This window comes from Lactiplantibacillus songbeiensis (genome assembly GCF_005405125.1).
Lineage (GTDB): Bacteria > Bacillota > Bacilli > Lactobacillales > Lactobacillaceae > Lactiplantibacillus > Lactiplantibacillus songbeiensis.
On sequence record NZ_BJDL01000008.1, the window covers coordinates 25265 to 42468 of the forward strand.

Annotated in this window: 12 protein-coding genes; 10 read left to right on the forward strand and 2 right to left on the reverse strand. The window is 47.1% G+C overall.

Annotated features, from left to right (window positions below; translation table 11 throughout):
- Positions 1 to 82 precede the first annotated feature (82 nt).
- Together FFM77_RS02905 and FFM77_RS02910 are read right to left on the reverse strand one after the other, a co-directional pair.
- A complete protein-coding gene (locus tag FFM77_RS02905) occupies positions 83 to 1048 on the reverse strand; it encodes a DNA/RNA non-specific endonuclease (RefSeq protein WP_137634330.1) in 966 nt (321 codons plus the stop codon).
- A gap of 192 nt (positions 1049 to 1240) precedes the next feature.
- Positions 1241 to 1846, reverse strand: a complete 606-nt coding sequence (locus tag FFM77_RS02910) for a sunset domain-containing protein (RefSeq protein ID WP_137634247.1) — start codon at positions 1844 to 1846, stop codon at positions 1241 to 1243.
- Positions 1847 to 2103: 257 nt separating this feature from the next.
- Here FFM77_RS02910 and FFM77_RS02915 point away from each other — a divergent pair, with 257 nt between their 5' ends.
- The 10 genes from FFM77_RS02915 (at position 2104) to FFM77_RS02960 (ending at position 16918) form a co-directional block, all read left to right on the forward strand.
- The gene (locus FFM77_RS02915) at positions 2104 to 3309 is read left to right on the forward strand and encodes an MDR family MFS transporter (protein ID WP_137634248.1); all 1206 of its coding nucleotides are present in this window, start codon (positions 2104 to 2106) and stop codon (positions 3307 to 3309) included.
- Between the two features lie 231 nt (positions 3310 to 3540).
- Positions 3541 to 4329, forward strand: coding sequence for a glutamate 5-kinase (proB, locus tag FFM77_RS02920; protein WP_171001541.1), 789 nt, complete (start codon positions 3541 to 3543; stop codon positions 4327 to 4329).
- Between the two features lie 21 nt (positions 4330 to 4350).
- Complete coding sequence (locus FFM77_RS02925) at positions 4351 to 5601, forward strand: glutamate-5-semialdehyde dehydrogenase (RefSeq protein WP_137634249.1); 1251 nt, start codon at positions 4351 to 4353, stop codon at positions 5599 to 5601.
- Between the two features lie 316 nt (positions 5602 to 5917).
- The gene (gene glgB / locus FFM77_RS02930) at positions 5918 to 7876 is read left to right on the forward strand and encodes a 1,4-alpha-glucan branching protein GlgB (protein ID WP_137634332.1); all 1959 of its coding nucleotides are present in this window, start codon (positions 5918 to 5920) and stop codon (positions 7874 to 7876) included.
- Positions 7869 to 9008 carry a glucose-1-phosphate adenylyltransferase gene (locus FFM77_RS02935; RefSeq protein ID WP_137634250.1) on the forward strand — a complete coding sequence of 380 codons (1140 nt, stop codon included), beginning with the start codon at positions 7869 to 7871 and terminating at the stop codon, positions 9006 to 9008. Before glgB ends, FFM77_RS02935 begins: the two co-directional genes overlap by 8 nt.
- Positions 9005 to 10177, forward strand: coding sequence for a glucose-1-phosphate adenylyltransferase subunit GlgD (glgD, locus tag FFM77_RS02940; RefSeq protein ID WP_137634251.1), 1173 nt, complete (start codon positions 9005 to 9007; stop codon positions 10175 to 10177). Before FFM77_RS02935 ends, glgD begins: the two co-directional genes overlap by 4 nt.
- Positions 10170 to 11609: a glycogen synthase GlgA gene (gene glgA, locus FFM77_RS02945; RefSeq protein WP_137634252.1), complete on the forward strand. Its 1440-nt coding sequence runs from the start codon at positions 10170 to 10172 to the stop codon at positions 11607 to 11609. Before glgD ends, glgA begins: the two co-directional genes overlap by 8 nt.
- A 19-nt stretch (positions 11610 to 11628) precedes the next feature.
- A complete protein-coding gene (locus FFM77_RS02950; protein ID WP_137634253.1) occupies positions 11629 to 14034 on the forward strand; it encodes a glycogen/starch/alpha-glucan phosphorylase in 2406 nt (801 codons plus the stop codon).
- A gap of 12 nt (positions 14035 to 14046) precedes the next feature.
- A complete protein-coding gene (locus tag FFM77_RS02955) occupies positions 14047 to 15861 on the forward strand; it encodes a glycoside hydrolase family 13 protein (protein WP_137634254.1) in 1815 nt (604 codons plus the stop codon).
- Between the two features lie 289 nt (positions 15862 to 16150).
- A complete protein-coding gene (locus FFM77_RS02960; protein WP_137634255.1) occupies positions 16151 to 16918 on the forward strand; it encodes a Cof-type HAD-IIB family hydrolase in 768 nt (255 codons plus the stop codon).
- Positions 16919 to 17204 lie beyond the last annotated feature (286 nt).

Below are 17204 nucleotides of genomic sequence, written 5' to 3' on the forward strand. Positions count from 1 at the left end.
CGAAATATAAAAGGCTGCTAGTTACAGATCATATTCTGTGACTAGCAGCTTTTTAATGATGTGATGATAATTAATTGCTGGGTTACTTAGTGATATGGCTAGTCCCGTCATTGTAGTTCAGGGTCATGCCAGCTTGAACGTTGAAAATATAAATATTGAAACTAACTGCCTCACTACCAATTGATTGGCCGCGCATCTGAACACCACGAGCTAATAATTCGTTTCCCTTAAAGATGGGTGTCACTTGGTAGCGAACGTAGTGGCTAGTGTCAGTTTTTAGGTAATCAGCAACTTGATCTTCATAGGTAACCATTTCAGGTGCGTTTAGGGAGCGTGTCCCGGTCATTAAGTTTTTCGGATTGTTATTTTGACCAGTGAGCTGGTAACCGATTAAATGGCTACGATTATATAGCCAACCGCTAGCAATTCTCTTATTTCGCCAGCCAGTTGGTGTGACGGTCAAGGGTGCCCGCTGAGATTTGGGCATGAGCGATTGATTTAGTAGTGCATTCGCGGCGGTGACACGATTGAGCTGGTCAAGGTTACCATAACGCTGCCATGCACCTTGACTCGTTGTTAAGTCAGCTGCTGAGAAAGCAGGCTGATTGTCATTGACGGTTATTGTCTGCTGACCAGTGTAAGATTGGGCGGCTAGACTTGTAGGACTAGGGTTAGTGCCAGTTTTAAGGGTAGTGGCAGCCGTAGTTTTAGTGGCCCCATCAGTCTTATTTTTGTCTTTGCGTTTATCAACCTGTGATTTCTGTTTCGCCAAACTTGTTGCCTGAGCTTTTAAACTACTAGTTGAACTACTGTTGGCAGCTTGCAGTTTTTGTAATTCAGTATCATTTTTTACTGTAATGGTATGTGTCTTTTTGACGGTTTCAACTTTAACCTTAGTTTGAGGGACTTCAGGTGTTGAACTGCCAATCAGACCTAGGCTGATCCAGACTAGCAATAGGATTGGCCAACCATGTTTAGCTAACTGTTTGCCACGATAATGCTGTCGAGTAATGAGGTACCAGCTCCAATAAATCAGCAGTCCCAGCATTAACCAGCCACAAAGCGTTGTGCCAAGTAAGCCCAAACTAATTAATAAAGGAAAAATTGCGGGCCAAGCGTGATGACGCCATTGTTTGCCTTGATAGTGTTTACGTTGTTTCAAAGCCCAGCACCAGTAGAGGGTCGCGATTAAGATGATTAAACCAACAAAAATATGCATGATCAGAGTCCTCCGAATAAATTAGCGTAGTGATTTTCGATAACCGGCTGCTTGCGCCTCGGCTTCGGTATTAAATGTTTCAACGTTTTTGCCAGCCATTCGATAATTATGCTGGCTGTAAACGTGATAGATTTTAGACCGTTTATTGCCAATAATGACGCCTTGTTGAGCGGTATCGGTATTACCTGAAAAACGATTTGCGTGTTCGGTAGTTTGTTTGGCTGAGCTAGTCTGCGTTTCAGCAGTTGATTCCGACGCAGCTTTGGCATTCTTACTAGCTTGCTTAGCTTGTGACGCAGCTGTTTTGGATGCAGAATCTGCAGCAGCCTGTGAAGCGGCTTTAACAGATTCACGTTGATCAGCCAAATCACTTGATTGTGAATTAGCTTCAGAGGACGCTTTTGCTAGCACTGTGGTTTGCTTGGCTAACTTTTTCGCTGAAGCGGCATTAGCCCGGCTAACCGCCCGGGCTGCAGACCAGGCATCTTGATCAGCAGTTGTGCGATGATCAACGATACTGGTCTGATGCTTGATAATAGTTTTAGGTGCGCGGGTCGTGGTCGTGCTACAACCGCTCAATAAGGTTAAGCCGATGATTACTAATCCAACGGTTTTTTTCAAAGACATTTGGTTTCCCTCCAAGTAAGTAATAATTAAATTATACAGGGTCGGAAAGTGATAGGTAAAGTGTTCTGGGGCCTTTTTTCTAAATAATCACTGTGATTAAGATTAGTCTACAATGATACTTTCAATAAGTGTTAATGGTGAAGTGATCGACTAGTCACCGCGATCGTGATTGGTTGCAATATAAATTGACTAAGCTTTTTGAGATAAATTTTGTTATGATAAAATTAGTAACGATTTTTTTCAAGGGCGGTGGTGCGATGACGAAAAAACAAACGATTGGGATTCCATGGCTGATTACTGGTCAATTCATGAATAGCATTGGGATGAGCTTTATCTGGCCGTTAACGACGATCTATATGCATAATGTTTTAGGCAAGTCGTTGACTGAGACTGGTGTCGTGTTGATGTTGAATTCGATTGCGAATGTCTGTGCCAGTACGGTGGGTGGTCGAATCTTTGACCGCAGTAACCCGTATTATTTGTTATTAATGGGTATTTTGATCAATGGGACGGCTAACTTCTTGCTGATTTTTTGGCATAGTTGGCCATGGTATCCAGTCTTATTAGTGATTACTGGTTTTGCCAGTGGGTGGTTGAATACGATGTTCAATGCCCTAGCTGCCAGCGTCCCTCGTCAAAAAGTTCGCCGAACGTTTACGCTGATGTACTTAGCAGCCAACCTGGGTGTGGTCTTTGGGACGATGTTTGTGGGACTCGTATATGCGATGGGGATGGCGCCATTATTCTCAATGACGACCGGACTGTATCTTATCTTCTTAGTCATCGCTTTATTAGAGTATAATGTGGATACTGTGGACGTTACCGGCGTTGATCCGCGGCAGGCCCGCGATGTTCACTTGCCGACTGCCAATGCGCGGATCGTCTGGACCTTCTTTGTGAGTTTGTTTATCATTTGGTTATTGTACGAACAATGGGTCAGCAATTTATCCGTCTACATGACCAACCTGGGCATGCCGTTACGCAATTATAGCTTCTTATGGACCGTAAATGCAGGCTTACTAGTTGTGATTCAGAGTATTTTGAGCTTATTAGGTGATCGAATAAAAAGCCTGTATCATCAATTCTTTTTCGGCATGCTATTTGTCGGTTTATCCTTTTTATCACTCGTGATTGCCCATGACTATCCGCATTTTATCTTTGCGATGGTCTTATTGACGATTGGTGAAGCGACTTGGTCACCAGCGATGCCAACACTAGTGAGCCAGTTATCGCCAGTCAGTGCGAAGGGGCGTTATCAAGGCTTAGTCCAGGCTTTTTGTGCGTTTGGTCGCTCATTGGGGCCGCTATTTGGCGGCTTAATCATTGATAATTGGTCTTACCGCAGCCTATTTTTATTGGCTTTTGGTATCTTGCTAGTGGTCCTAGCGGTTAATGTCGGGGTCGTGCACGCTAATCGTCCGGCAACGACGAATTATATGAAAACTGAAATTAAACATAAATAATAATCAAAGTATGCTTGGTACTGGTTGAGGTTATGGGCTCAGTGGTGTCGTCTATCTTAGTCGGTGGTTTTTCGACTTAGATAACCCCCTGGCTTGTAGAAGCCCACATTTGGCTTCCAAACGTGTCCACCACGTTCCAGCCAATTCTGGTCCAACCAGAGTGGCAACAGCATACTCAAAATGTTTCACGTGAAACAAAAAAATTTAAAAGTTGGTGCAATAGTGGAAGAGATGCGCAAGTTACGAGCAAAACGGGTTGTGATTAAGGTTGGGACTAGTACGTTAGTTTATCCAGATGGCGCGATCAATCTACGTGCTATCGATCAGTTGGCTTTCGTGGTTAGTGCCATGCGACATCATCATCGCGAAGTCGTTCTCGTTTCGTCAGGGGCGATTGGGGTCGGTCTGAACTATATGGGCTTAAAGCAACGCCCTAAAGCCATTCCAGAGCAACAGGCGATTGCGGCGATTGGCCAAGCTGAGCTACTCTCAATCTATAAAGAACGCTTTGCAATCTATGAACAAAAAATTGGGCAATTGTTATTAACGCGGGATATCTTCGTCTATCCGAAGAGTCATCAAAACGTCTTAAATACGTTTGAAGCGCTACTTGCACAAGACGTGGTACCGATCGTTAATGAAAATGATACGGTAGCGGTTGATGAATTGGATCATGAAACTAAGTTTGGTGATAATGACCAATTATCCGCGATTGTTGCGACGAATATTGATGCGGACCTATTAATTATGCTATCAGATATTGATGGTTTTTATGATGGTAATCCGCATGCCGATGCGAAAGCTAAATTATTGCCGCACATTGCGACGGTCGATGCCCAGACTTACGCGCTTGCTGGTGGTAGTGGTAGCCGTTTCGGAACAGGTGGGATGGTCACTAAGTTAAAGGCCGCTGAACGGATGCTGAAGGCTAATGGTCAAATGATCTTAGCTAATGGTGCCGATCCGGCCATTATTTTCCAGATCCTAGCGGGTGAACCAGTCGGTACCTTATTTGGGTAGTCGATTGAAGGAGGATGAATCATGGAAGCAACGAATGAAACATTACAGCAACTGGGCGAACAGGCGCAACAAGCGAGTTACGCATTAGGCCTACTAACGAGTACGCAAAAAAATAACGTGTTAACGGCGATGGCGGACGCATTGTTAGCCCATCAAGATGAGATCTTAGCCGCTAATGCGCAAGACTTAGAGAATCCCCAAGTGCCCGCTAAGTTTGTCGATCGGCTAACTTTAACGGCTGATCGGATTCAAGCGATGGCGACTGGGTTACAACAAGTTGCGGCATTACCTGATCCAATCGGCAATGTTGATCATGCTTGGCGAAATGCGGCTGGATTATTAATCGCTAAAGAACGGGTGCCATTAGGGGTCATTGGGATGATCTTTGAAGCACGGCCAAATGTAACTGTCGATGCCTCAGCGCTCTGCTTTAAGGCAGGGAACGCGGTTATCTTACGTGGTGGTAAAGAAGCCTTGCATTCGAATCAAGCTTTGGTAAAAGTGTTGCAAGCGACTTTAACAGCATCGGACGTGGATGCCCATGCGATTCAACTTATTCAAGATACGTCACATGCCACCGCTGCGAAATTCATGCAGCTCACTGATTATGTGGATGTCTTAATTCCACGTGGGAGTGCGCGACTAATTCAAGCGGTGTTGTCACAAGCCACCGTGCCGGTGATCGAAACAGGGGCCGGTAATTGTCACGTTTATGTTGACCAAGCCGCACAGCTCCCAATGGCGACGCGGATTATTGTCAATGGTAAAGTCCAACGGCCATCCGTTTGCAATGCCACGGAAAAGGTCTTGATTCATCAAGCCGTCGCTGCAAAATTCTTACCAACCATTGTGCAAGCTTTACGCGACCAAGGGGTAGAAGTGCGTGGTGATGAAGCGACCCAAGCGATTGTCCCGGATGTCGTCCCGGCGACGCCCGCTGATTGGGGAACGGAATATAATGATTTGATTATTGCGATTAAGGTTGTTGATTCGGAAGCGACCGCAATTACACATATCAATCGGTATAATACGCAACACTCTGAAGCGATTGTTACTGATAATTATCAAGCCGGTAAGTTGTTCCAACAACGCGTCAATGCCGCTTGTGTCTATATCAATGCGTCCACCCGTTTTACGGATGGATTTGAATTCGGCTTCGGGGCGGAAATCGGAATTTCAACGCAGAAATTACATGCCCGTGGTCCAATGGGCTTAAATGAATTAACGTCTTACAAGTATGTGATTGATGGGAATGGACAGATTCGCAACTAAAATCAACGTTACTTTCAAGCTAATTACTTGATTACTAGTGATAGTAATCAAGTAATTAGCTTTTTTTATTGGTTTGGTAATTGAGTGACTTAACGAGCACAGTTTAAGTGGCTTTCTTAAGGAAATCTTAATCTTTAACGAAATCGAACCAAAAGGACGAGCTGACGCGGTTCCTGTGGATAGTGATGGTTGAACAGTTTCCAGAGCACTCCCAATTAATTGGTCTAAACGGGACTGCCTAGGCTTTTGTTAGCGATAAGCTTAATTTTATCGGTCAATTAACCAAGGATAGGCAAGATTGATGAACGTTCGTATAATGAAGCTAAGGCAAGCTTTTGTTCAAGTCATCACAATATTGGGGGGTGTCGATCTTTTGACAACGTCACAAGCAGCAACAGACACATTAGCTTATTTGTTTAACACTGGTAAGGGGTTTCGCAGTCAGGATTATTTAGGCAGTCATTGGACGCCAACCGACACGAGCTTTCGGGTGTGGGCACCACAGGCTCAAGCTGTCGCGGTCGTCGGGAGTTTTAACGACTGGCAGCCGGAGCAGTTGCATTTAAACGTGACTACTGGGATTTGGACTGGTCAGTTGAAGTCGGTTCGAGTTGGCGATTTATATAAGTTTCAAATCACGGGGGCTGATGGGGCGACCCAACTGAAAATTGATCCCTTTGCGCAACAGTTCGAGAAGAAGCCGGGGGATGCCGCCATTATTACAGCACCGATGACGCATGATTGGCATGACAGTCTCTGGATGGCGCGGCGGAAAAAGATGCAGCCGGAGCACCGGCCGATCAATATTTATGAAGTTCATCTGGGGTCATGGCGTCGGCAGAATGATGATCGCTACTATACGTATCAAGAATTAGCTGCGGCATTGATTCCGTACGTTAAGCAGCTAGGTTATACGCATATTGAACTGATGCCGGTGATGGAGCATCTGTTAGACGCATCTTGGGGTTATCAGCAGCTAGGCTACTTTGCCCCAACGAGTCGGTTTGGCTCACGCGATGACTTTTTAGCTTTCGTTGATCAGTGTCACCAAGCCAATCTCGGCGTGTTAGTCGACTGGGTACCGGGGCACTTTATTCGGAATTATGATGCTTTGTATCGCTATGACGGTACCGCAACTTTTGAGTATGCGGACCCACAGCGGGCAGATAATCATCGCTGGGGGGCGTGGAACTTTGATCTTGGTAAGACGCAGGTCCAGAGCTTTCTGATCTCTAGTGCCCTCTTCTGGCTAACTGACTGTCATCTGGATGGGTTGCGAGTTGATGCGGTGTCTAATATGCTCTATCTCGACTATGATGCAGGGCGCGAGGGGCAGACGAACCAGTATGGGGATAATCGGAATCTAGAAGGGATCGCCTTTTTACAGGAGTTAAATACAACGGTCTTTCAGCAGCATCCCGATATCTTGATGATTGCCGAAGAATCTTCCGCCTATCCGCAAGTGACGGGGCGTGTGGACCACGGCGGCTTAGGATTTAACTATAAATGGAACATGGGTTGGATGCACGATACGCTGGATTTCTTTATGATGGACCCGCTGTTTCGTCACGACCACTTTAACTTGTTAACGTTTGGTTTTGTCTATATGTATGATGAACAATTTATTTTGCCGTTTTCGCACGATGAAGTCGTGCATGGCAAAAAGTCACTGATGCATAAGATGCCAGGGGACCGCTACAATCAGTTCGCTAATTTGCGGACGATGTTCGTCTATCTTGCGGCCTTTCCGGGCAAACAATTGAACTTTATGGGTGCAGAATGGGGTCAATTCTTAGAGTGGCGGGATTGGAGCCAGTTAGAATGGGTTGATTTGGCTGATCCTTTGAATCAGCGGATGCAACAGTTTACAGCGGCACTGAATCACGTTTATCGGGACAATCGCCCGTTATGGGAACTGGATCACGACCAAGCTGGGATGGTTTACACCTACACGGATGATCCTGAAAGTTCAACGATGGCTTTTATTCGCCAAGCCAAACGCAAATTCAGCTTTGTCATTGCGGCGTTTAACTTCGTACCAGTTGAGCGGCGGCGTTATCGGATTGGGGTGCCGTATCCCGGAACCTATGAGTTGTTATTGAACACTGAAGCCAAAGCGTTTGGTGGAACTTGGACACAATTAGAAACTACGTTTACTGCGACTGAAACGCCGTATCATGGTCAACCGGCCAGTTTTGAGGTGACTTTGCCGGCGATGGGGGCGCTATTGATTCGGCCGCGTGATGTTAAGAAGGGGAGTCGGAGACATGAATAACGAGATGCTTGGGATTATTTTAGCTGGGGGTCAGGGAACCCGTTTAGGGAAGCTGACGAAAGATACGGCGAAGCCCGCGGTGCCATTTGGCGGGCGGTATCGGATTATTGATTTTACGCTGAGTAACTGCGCCAATTCCGGAGTGAATACGGTGGGCGTTATTACGCAGTATCAACCTTTAGAGCTCAATGCGCATATCGGCAACGGGGCTAGTTGGGGGTTGGATGACTTAAACGGCGGGGTCACGGTCTTACAACCGTACTCCTCGACGGAAGGCGAAAAGTTCTTTGAAGGTACGGCGCACGCGATTTATCAAAACATTGAATATATCGATCAGCAGAATCCAAAGTATTTATTAGTCTTATCTGGAGATCATATCTATAAGATGGACTATGATGCGATGCTGGCCTATCACAAGGCGAAAAAGGCGTCGTTGACGGTCGGCGTTATCCCGGTCACCAAGCAAGAGGCCCGGCGTTTTGGGATGATGAATACAGACGAAACAGATCGGATTATCGAATTTGAAGAAAAGCCGGAACACCCTAAGAGTGATAAGGCTTCAATGGGGATTTATATCTTTAACTGGCCGACCTTACGTGATTATTTGGTGAAGAGTTATGCCACCGATAAGTCGTTAGAAGACTTCGGGAAGAACGTGATTCCGTCCTATCTGGCGCATAACGAATCTGTGTATGCGTACGCGTTTAAAGGATACTGGCGCGATGTTGGGACGATTCAGAGCCTCTGGCAAGCCAATATGGAGTTCTTATCACCGCATAACCGCTTAAATATTGGCGATCGGAATTGGCGGATTTATTCCAAGGCGCAAGTCTTGCCGCCGATGTTTTTGACGGATACGAGTCAGGTCAATAATTCGATGATTGTCGACAGTTGTTATGTAGCTGGTGAAGTCGACCATTCGATCTTGTCACAACGGGTGTCAGTCGGCATGGGTAGTCGGGTCGTGGATAGTATGGTCATGCCCGGTGCCACGATTGGGAAAAACGTGGTCATCGACCATGCGTTAATTGGTGAAGAAGCGGTAATTGGCGACGATGCTATCGTGCAAGGGACGCCAACGGAAATTGCCGTTGTGGGCTATAACGAAGTAGTGGGGGTGCAACAGCCATGAAACGAGGCAGTGTTAGTGCAATTATTAATTTAGTCGAACCGTGGGAAGCGTTAGAGCCGTTGACCACTAGTCGCCCAGTTGGAACGTTACCATTTGGCGGCCGGTACCGGCTGCTGGACTTTCCATTGTCCAGTGTGATCAATGCCGGCATTCAAAATGTGATGGTCACTACGCCACGTTCCGGGCGGTCAGTTGCGGACCATTTGCGGAGCGGCCGTGATTGGAATTTGGATACGATTCGTGGGGGGCTCTTTACGTATCCTTATAATGATTTGAAGCTAGTCTCACCGGAGAAAAAGGCGACGTTGATCCATCATTACTATGACAATACGATCCTTTTCTTAAAACGGAGTCATAGTGAATATTCAGTGGTGATGAGTACTCGCAATGTCGGTAATATTGATCTAAAAGCATTGATTCGCTATCACGAAGAACGTGATAATCCAGTCACCACGGTCTATAAGAGTGTGGATCCGCAGACATTAACCCCAGCCAACACGATTTTGCAGCTGACGGATAAAGGCATGGCGACGGCGGTCGTACCGGCTGGGAAAGCCAAGCTGAAAGCCACAACGAAAAAGGCTGCCAAGAATATGGATATTTACTTGATGAGTACGGTTGATTTGATTGACATCTTACAAGAAGCCAATCGGCGCGGTGACTTGATTAGTCTAGAAGAATTGATGAAGCAAGCAGTGATTCAGCACAATGCCAATGCGTTTGAATATACTGGCTTTTATGCCAATATTCACGACTTAGCCAGCTATTACGCGGCGAATATGGCGATTTTAGATGAAGATAACTTCCGAGCGTTATTTTACAGTTCACGGCGGATTTACACCAAAGTGAAGAATGAAATTCCAACTTTCTTCGCGCAAGGCTCACAGTTCCGAGCGAGTCTGTGTGGTACCGGTGGTTATATCGAAGGCCAAGTTGACCATTCAGTCATCTTCCGGAACGTTCTGATTAATCGTGGCAGCCAGATTAAGGATGCTGTGATTATGCAAGGCACCCGGATTGGGGCTGGGACGAAGATTGAGCATGTCGTCATTGATAAGAATGTGGTCATTGGACCTAACCTAGTCTTGAAAGGCCGGCCGGATCAGCCGCTGGTCATCAGTAAAGGCCAGCATATCTTTCAACAAGCGGAGGTGGTTTCCAGTGACTAAGATCTTGTTTGCCGCCGCAGAATCTGCGCCGTTCTATAAGACTGGGGGACTGGGCGATGTGAGTCTCGCATTACCAAAGGCGTTGACGGCTGCGGGGGCGACGGTACGGATCGTCTTACCCTATTACGAGCAACTTTTCCCGGATGAGTATCAGGATCAAGTGGCGGATGTCACCCATTTCTGGGTCCAAGTTGGTGATCAAGCGAAATATTGCGGGATCAAAACACTCACCTTAGATGGGCTGCAATATTACTTGATCGATAATCGGGATTATTTCGGTCGTGAGGGGCTTTACGGCTATTGGGATGATGGCGAACGGTTTGCCTTCTTCCAGATGGCCATCTGCGAAATGATGGAACGCGTGGCCTATGTTCCCGATGTCTTACATCTAAATGATTGGCACACCGCGTTTATTCCAGTACTGTTGGCTGAAAAGTATTACTGGATTGAGGCCTATCAGGCAATTAAAACGGTCTTAACGATTCATAATTTGCAGTTCCAAGGGATCTATGACCCAATCGTGCTCGACAGTTTATTTCGGATTGGCACCCAGACGTTTACGGATGACGGGATTGCCTTTTACGACCAAGTGAACTTCTTAAAAGGCGGGATTAACTTTGCCAACGCCGTTACGACGGTCTCACCAAGCTATGCCGAAGAGATTCAGACCGCGGCTTTTGGTGAACGGTTAGATGGTGTCTTACGTGCGAATCAAGGGAAGCTTCACGGTATTTTGAACGGTATTGATACGACGCGCTATGATCCGGCGATTGATCCAGCTTTGCCGGCACCCTTCAGTGTTAATTCGCTGACAGAACGGGCAACGGATAAAGCGGCTTTACAAAAAAAGGTGGGCTTGCCGGTGGCCGATGTGCCGGTCTTTGCCGTCGTGTCCCGGCTGACCAAGCAAAAAGGGATGGATGTCTTACTGGATAGTCTAAATGACTTTTTAATGGCGCAAAAAGCGCAATTGATTGTTTTGGGGACTGGTGAACCAGCGTTAGAAAATGCCTTTAAGACCTATCAGGCTGCTTATCCTAAGCAAGTGGCAGCGCAGATTAAGTTTGATGTGAACTTGGCGCAGCTGATCTATGCCGGTAGTGATTGCTTTGTGATGCCGTCTGCGTTTGAACCGTGTGGCTTGTCACAAATGATGGCGATGCGGTATGGCAGCTTGCCGTTAGTTCATCTAGTCGGCGGTCTTAAGGATACCGTTACCCCGTATAATCGTTTCACGGGGGCGGGGACCGGTTTTGGCTTTGATGATTTCCAGCCGGCCGTCTTACGCAAGATGATGAACCAAGTCTGTCGGGTCTATCACGACACGCCGAAAGCTTGGCGGCAATTACAGCAACAGGCGATGAGCCACGACTTTGGTTGGACGGCTTCGGCCGCGACTTATTTGCAGTTGTACCAAGACGTTATGAGTTAGGAGTTAAGGGGGAACTATATTGAAATTAACGACGGCACAATTTAAAACGGATTTTTTAGCGGAAATTAAGACGTTGTATGCCACAGATCTTGCGGATACGTCGTCATTTGGCCAATTCGTCGCTTTGGGACATTTGTTGCGGCGGTATGACGGCCCTAACTGGACGCAGACGTCCGAACGCTATCGCCAAGACGATGTGAAACAGGTCTATTACTTTTCGATTGAATTCTTACCTGGTCGCCTACTAAAATCCAACTTACTGAACTTAGGCTTGATGCAGCCGGTGCGCCAGGGACTGCAAGAACTAGGGCTAGATTTGGAAACCATCAGTGCAGCCGAACCCGACCCTGGTCTAGGTAACGGTGGGTTAGGCCGCTTGGCAGCGTGTTATATGGATTCGATGGCTAGCTTAGGTTTGGCGGGCAACGGGAACGGAATTCGGTATCGTTATGGCTTGTTCAAGCAAGTCTTTATGAATGGCTACCAAGTTGAATTACCAGATGATTGGCTGCGTAATGGAGACGTTTGGGAGATTCGCCGGGAAAATAAAGCGTGTTTAGTGCGCTTTGGCGGGAATGTCTGGATGACTCCGCAAGCAGATGGCAGTTTGAAGCCAACGTATGAGCATACCGATGACGTGTTAGCGGTACCGTATGATACCGGGATGGTCGGTGACCATAATGGTGTCACCAATACGTTGCGGTTGTGGTCGGCGGAATTGCCACCGAGTGCTGATCAGACCTACTATTCGCAAGCCCAACGTGATCGCATCGATGAGATCACTAAAGTGTTGTATCCCGATGATTCAAATTCGGCTGGTCAAGCGCTACGACTGCGACAGGAGTATTTCTTCTCGTCAGCTGGCGTCCAAAGTATCTTACGGCATTACAGTTTGCGGCATCACGGTATGCGTGAGCTTGGCAAAAAGATTGCCATTCATATTAATGATACGCATCCGACCCTAGTTATTCCGGAACTGATGCGGTTATTGATGGATGACCACCATTGCAGCTGGGACGTTGCTTGGGAATTAACGCGCGAAGTGATGAGCTATACCAATCATACGATCATGCAAGAAGCCTTGGAGACTTGGCCAATTGACATGTTTAAAGGCTTATTACCGCGGTTGTATCAAATTGTGGTCGAAATTGATCGACATTATCGTGCCGATAAGACACCGATTTTTGGTGAAGCCTTGGTTAACCGGACGGCGCCTTTAGGGAATGGGCAAGTGCGGATGGCGTATCTGGCGGTGATTGGTAGTCATAGTGTGAATGGCGTGGCACCGCTGCATACGGAACTGTTGAAGACCGATGTCTTACGCGACTTATATGCGGTCTATCCTGAACGTTTCAATAATAAGACGAATGGGATTGCGACGCGGCGTTGGGTGCAGATTGCCAATGAACCGCTGGCCAATTTGATTGACCAAAAGTTAGGAACGGAGTGGCGGCATGAGCCTAGCCAGTTAAAGCTGTTAGGCGCTTACGCCAACGAACCGGCCTTTTTAAAGCAGTTAACCGCAGTGAAGACCAAGAATAAGCAAGCGTTGGCCGATTACATTCAGAGTGAGCTAGGATTGACATTACGGACCGATGCCATCTTTGATGTCCAGATCAAGCGCCTGCATGCTTACAAACGACAACTCTTGCATGTCTTTGAGATTATTCGTGAGTATTTAGCGATTAAGGATCATCCAGAGCAGGTTGAACCGCCGCGGGTGCATATCTTTGGTGCCAAAGCTGCGCCTAGTTATCACTATGCCAAGTCGATTATTAAGCTCATCAATGCCTTAGCCGACTTAGTCAACCATGATCCAGATATTGGTGATCGGTTAAAAGTGGCGTTTATTCCAAATTATGGGGTTTCATTGGGCGAATTGATTATTCCGGCTGCAGATGTTAGTGAGCAGATTTCAACCGCCTCTAAGGAAGCATCGGGGACGAGTAATATGAAGCTGATGGCCAATGGTGCGTTATCGTTAGCGACGCGTGATGGCGCTAATATCGATATTATTCAAGCCGCCGGTGAAGCCAATGAATATCCGTTTGGCCTGAGTGCGAAAGCTGTTTATGGCTATTATGACCGTGGCGACTATCATGCCGCGGACTTCTATCAGGCCGATCCGGAATTAAAACGAGTCTTAGATACGTTGGTTGATGGGACGATTCCGGGAATTTCGACGGAAGGACGCGAAATCTATGACTCGCTCTTACGGTACAACGATGAATTCTTTGTCTTAGCTGACTATGAAGGTTATATTCAACAACAACGACAAATCAGTCATGACTTTCAAGATCAGCAGCGTTGGCAACAAAAGGCACTAGCAAATATTGCCGCAGCTGGCGTCTTTTCCGCGGATCTAGCGGTCGCGCGTTATGCGGATGATATCTGGCAAATGCCACATACGCCGCTTAAAGCTTAAGGGGGCTTGGGCATGCAACTGGATTATGATTCCTTTCAGCCGCAATGTAAGCACCCGTTTGGCGCGGTGCTGGTTAAGACGCCAGTGACGTTTTCCTTGCGAGTTCAGACTAGTGCCACCGTGCGTGCAGTTAAGCTTTGCATCGTGCATGATGGCCAATGGAATGCTGAACAAGCCGTACCGATGACGGCGCAAGCTGGGACTTATACAACGACCTTTACACCAACGCAAACGGGGTTGTATTTCTACTACTTTCAAGTGCAAACGGCGACCGATGCGATCTATTATGGTTGTGTCGATGGTGGTGCCGGTGGACCAGGTGTGCAATATGCGCAACGTAATCAGGTTCAAATGTATCAATTGACCATCTTAGCCAGTGTCGAACACTTGCCGCGCTGGTATCGTGAAGGCGTGGCCTATCAGATCTTTGCCGATCGATTCTACAATGGTAATCCGGACGGTCATGTAAATGCGCCTAAGCCTAACAGCTTTCTATACGGTCGCTTGAGTGATCGACCTCTGTATATTCGCGGACCCCATCAGGAGATCATGCGCTGGGATTTCTTTGGCGGTAATTTAAAGGGGATTGAAGCAAAGATTCCGTATCTAAAAAAACTTGGCGTGACGATTATTTATCTGACGCCGATCTTTCAAGCCACGAGTAATCACCGTTATGATACGGGCGATTACTTTAAGATTGACCCGGTTCTGGGAGATTTGGCCGACTTCGATCATTTAGTTGCGGCCTTGCATCGCGCTGGCATGCGGCTGATCTTAGATGGCGTCTTTAACCATGTCGGGGTCGACTCCCGTTACTTTAACCGCAGTGGGCACTACGATACCGTTGGGGCTGCGCAATCCCGGACGAGTCGGTACTACAATTGGTTCACCTTTATTAACTACCCAACGGAATATGACAGTTGGTGGGGGATTAGCGACTTACCGACTGTGGATAAAGAGAATCAAGATTATCGTGACTTTATTTTTGCAAAACCAGGTTCCGTGATTGATTATTGGACGGCACGTGGGGTAGATGGTTGGCGCTTGGATGTTGCCGATGAACTGCCGGATGACTTTATTGCCGGTATTCGCCAAGCGCTGGATCGATATCCGGATAAAGTTTTGATTGGAGAAGTTTGGGAAGATGCCTCGCATAAGTTGGCCTATGGTGAACGGCGGCATTATCTAGAAGGTGGCGGCCTACAAGCGGTCATGAATTATCCGCTACGGCGGCTGATTATCCACGTATTAAATGGGACACTGGCCCCAGTGGATTGGTGGCGTGAGCTGATGACGTTGAAGGAAAATTATCCAACCTCAACGTTCAACAATAACTTCAACAATATCGGCAGTCACGATACACCACGGATCTTGACGATGCTACAAAATGATCGTCAGCGCCTGCAACTCGCAGTGGCGATGCTGCTGACCTTGCCGGGAGTACCATGTTTATACTACGGCGATGAGGCGAAGATGACGGGTGGTAAGGACCCGGATAATCGGGCGTACTTCCCGTGGGCTAACGTTGATCAGACCCAGCAACAAGTTGTGCAACGTTGGGCCGTCTGGCGACAGAATCATCCGTGGCTAAATACCGCTGAATTCGCCCCGTTTTATGTCGGGGATTACGGGATTGGCTACGTCTTCTGGCAAGCCAGGCAACAAGTCTTGGTCGTGATTAATGTGACGACCATGGGCCAAGTACTCAAAGCAGCTGACTTGCACCTAGCTGGAATTCCAAGGGCATTGGCGACCGCGATTCAGCACCGGTTGGTCGGTCAAGAACTGGCTGGGACCCAAGTGCAACTTATTGAAAACTTTACATGAACTTTACAGAAATAAGATAGTTGGTTACAGGGTGAACCCGTATATTATAGTTGTACTTCTTAATCAGCACCCCGCGATTATGTCATTAAGAAGTATCCCCGTCGATCCTTAAGAGACGTAGAAGAGGTCGTGGCTTTCCTTGATTGGTCACGGCTTTTTTCTATGGCCTGAATTAATGAAAGCGTTTGTAAGTTTTATTTTCATGGGCTGTCCTGACCCGCGTTATAATTAAGGTAGCTAACTTGGTGATGATCAAGCTAAGGACGATAAAAACCTAGGGGGTAATTCGGTGTATCAAGCAGTGGTGTTCTTTGATTTAGATGGCACGTTAATGCAAGATGATAAAACGGTCGCCGCCAGTAGTGTGCAAGCCATTCAGCAGCTTAGAGCCAACCAGATCTTACCAGTGGTCGCAACGGGACGGAATGTCTTTGAAGTGATGCCGTTATTAAAGCAGACCGGGATTGATTCGATTGTGAGTGCCAATGGGAGTTACGTGCAGTATCAGGGCCAATTCTTATCGGCACATGAACTCGACAAAGGGTTGCTACACGATGTGACGCACTTTGCCAATCGTCATGGTCAAGCACTGGCTTACTATAATAACGCCGGTTTTGCGTTGAGCCATGCGGACGCTTTGACCGTTGACAACTTTGCGAGCTTAAAACAAACGGCGGTGGTGGCGCCAGATTACTATCGCAACCATCATATCAATTTTATGTTGACGTTTGATCCGCGGGACGCTAAGCAGTATCAGCAGCGCTATCGCGGCCAATTGACATTTGTCCGGAATAATCCGCGGGCGCTAGATACGATGGCCTGGGGTGTGACTAAAGCAACTGGGATTCGGGATATTTTAGTAAAAGCGGGGCTGACGCAGGTGCCAACTTACGCGTTTGGGGATCAATTAAACGATATTGAAATGTTCAAAATGGTGCAGACACCAATCGCCATGGGCAACGGGAATCCTATCGTGAAGAAGTTAGCGGCTTATGTGACTGATGACAATATGCATGCTGGCATTCAGCATGGGTTGCAGCATTTTGGACTGATCTAGCTTAAAATTTGTCACTTTGGTTGGGCCAGAATCGGCTGGAACGTGGTGGCCGCGTTTGGAAGCCAAAATTCGGTCTTCCAAGCCGGGCTTTATCTAAGTCGGAAAATCACCGACCAAGATAAACGACACCACTGAGCCAATTCTGACCCGCCCGTCGTTAAATAACGTGAATTAATGATTATTTATTATCGATCACAAATTTAGCCGAGCCGTTGGTTCCTAAAATGCTCAGCCGTGCCCATGGCGTTCCAGCGTTTTAGGAATCAACCGGCAGGCGGAAATTTCA

Coding starts and splice junctions, on each gene's coding strand:
- FFM77_RS02905 (WP_137634330.1), bottom strand. CDS start 1,048: ATGCTGGGACTGCTGATTTATTGGAGCTGGTACCTCATTACTCGACAG.
- FFM77_RS02925 (WP_137634249.1), top strand. CDS start 4,351: ATGGAAGCAACGAATGAAACATTACAGCAACTGGGCGAACAGGCGCAA.
- proB (WP_171001541.1), top strand. CDS start 3,541: ATGCGCAAGTTACGAGCAAAACGGGTTGTGATTAAGGTTGGGACTAGT.
- FFM77_RS02915 (WP_137634248.1), top strand. CDS start 2,104: ATGACGAAAAAACAAACGATTGGGATTCCATGGCTGATTACTGGTCAA.
- glgD (WP_137634251.1), top strand. CDS start 9,005: ATGAAACGAGGCAGTGTTAGTGCAATTATTAATTTAGTCGAACCGTGG.
- FFM77_RS02955 (WP_137634254.1), top strand. CDS start 14,047: ATGCAACTGGATTATGATTCCTTTCAGCCGCAATGTAAGCACCCGTTT.
- FFM77_RS02910 (WP_137634247.1), bottom strand. CDS start 1,846: ATGTCTTTGAAAAAAACCGTTGGATTAGTAATCATCGGCTTAACCTTA.
- glgB (WP_137634332.1), top strand. CDS start 5,918: ATGAAGCTAAGGCAAGCTTTTGTTCAAGTCATCACAATATTGGGGGGT.
- FFM77_RS02935 (WP_137634250.1), top strand. CDS start 7,869: ATGAATAACGAGATGCTTGGGATTATTTTAGCTGGGGGTCAGGGAACC.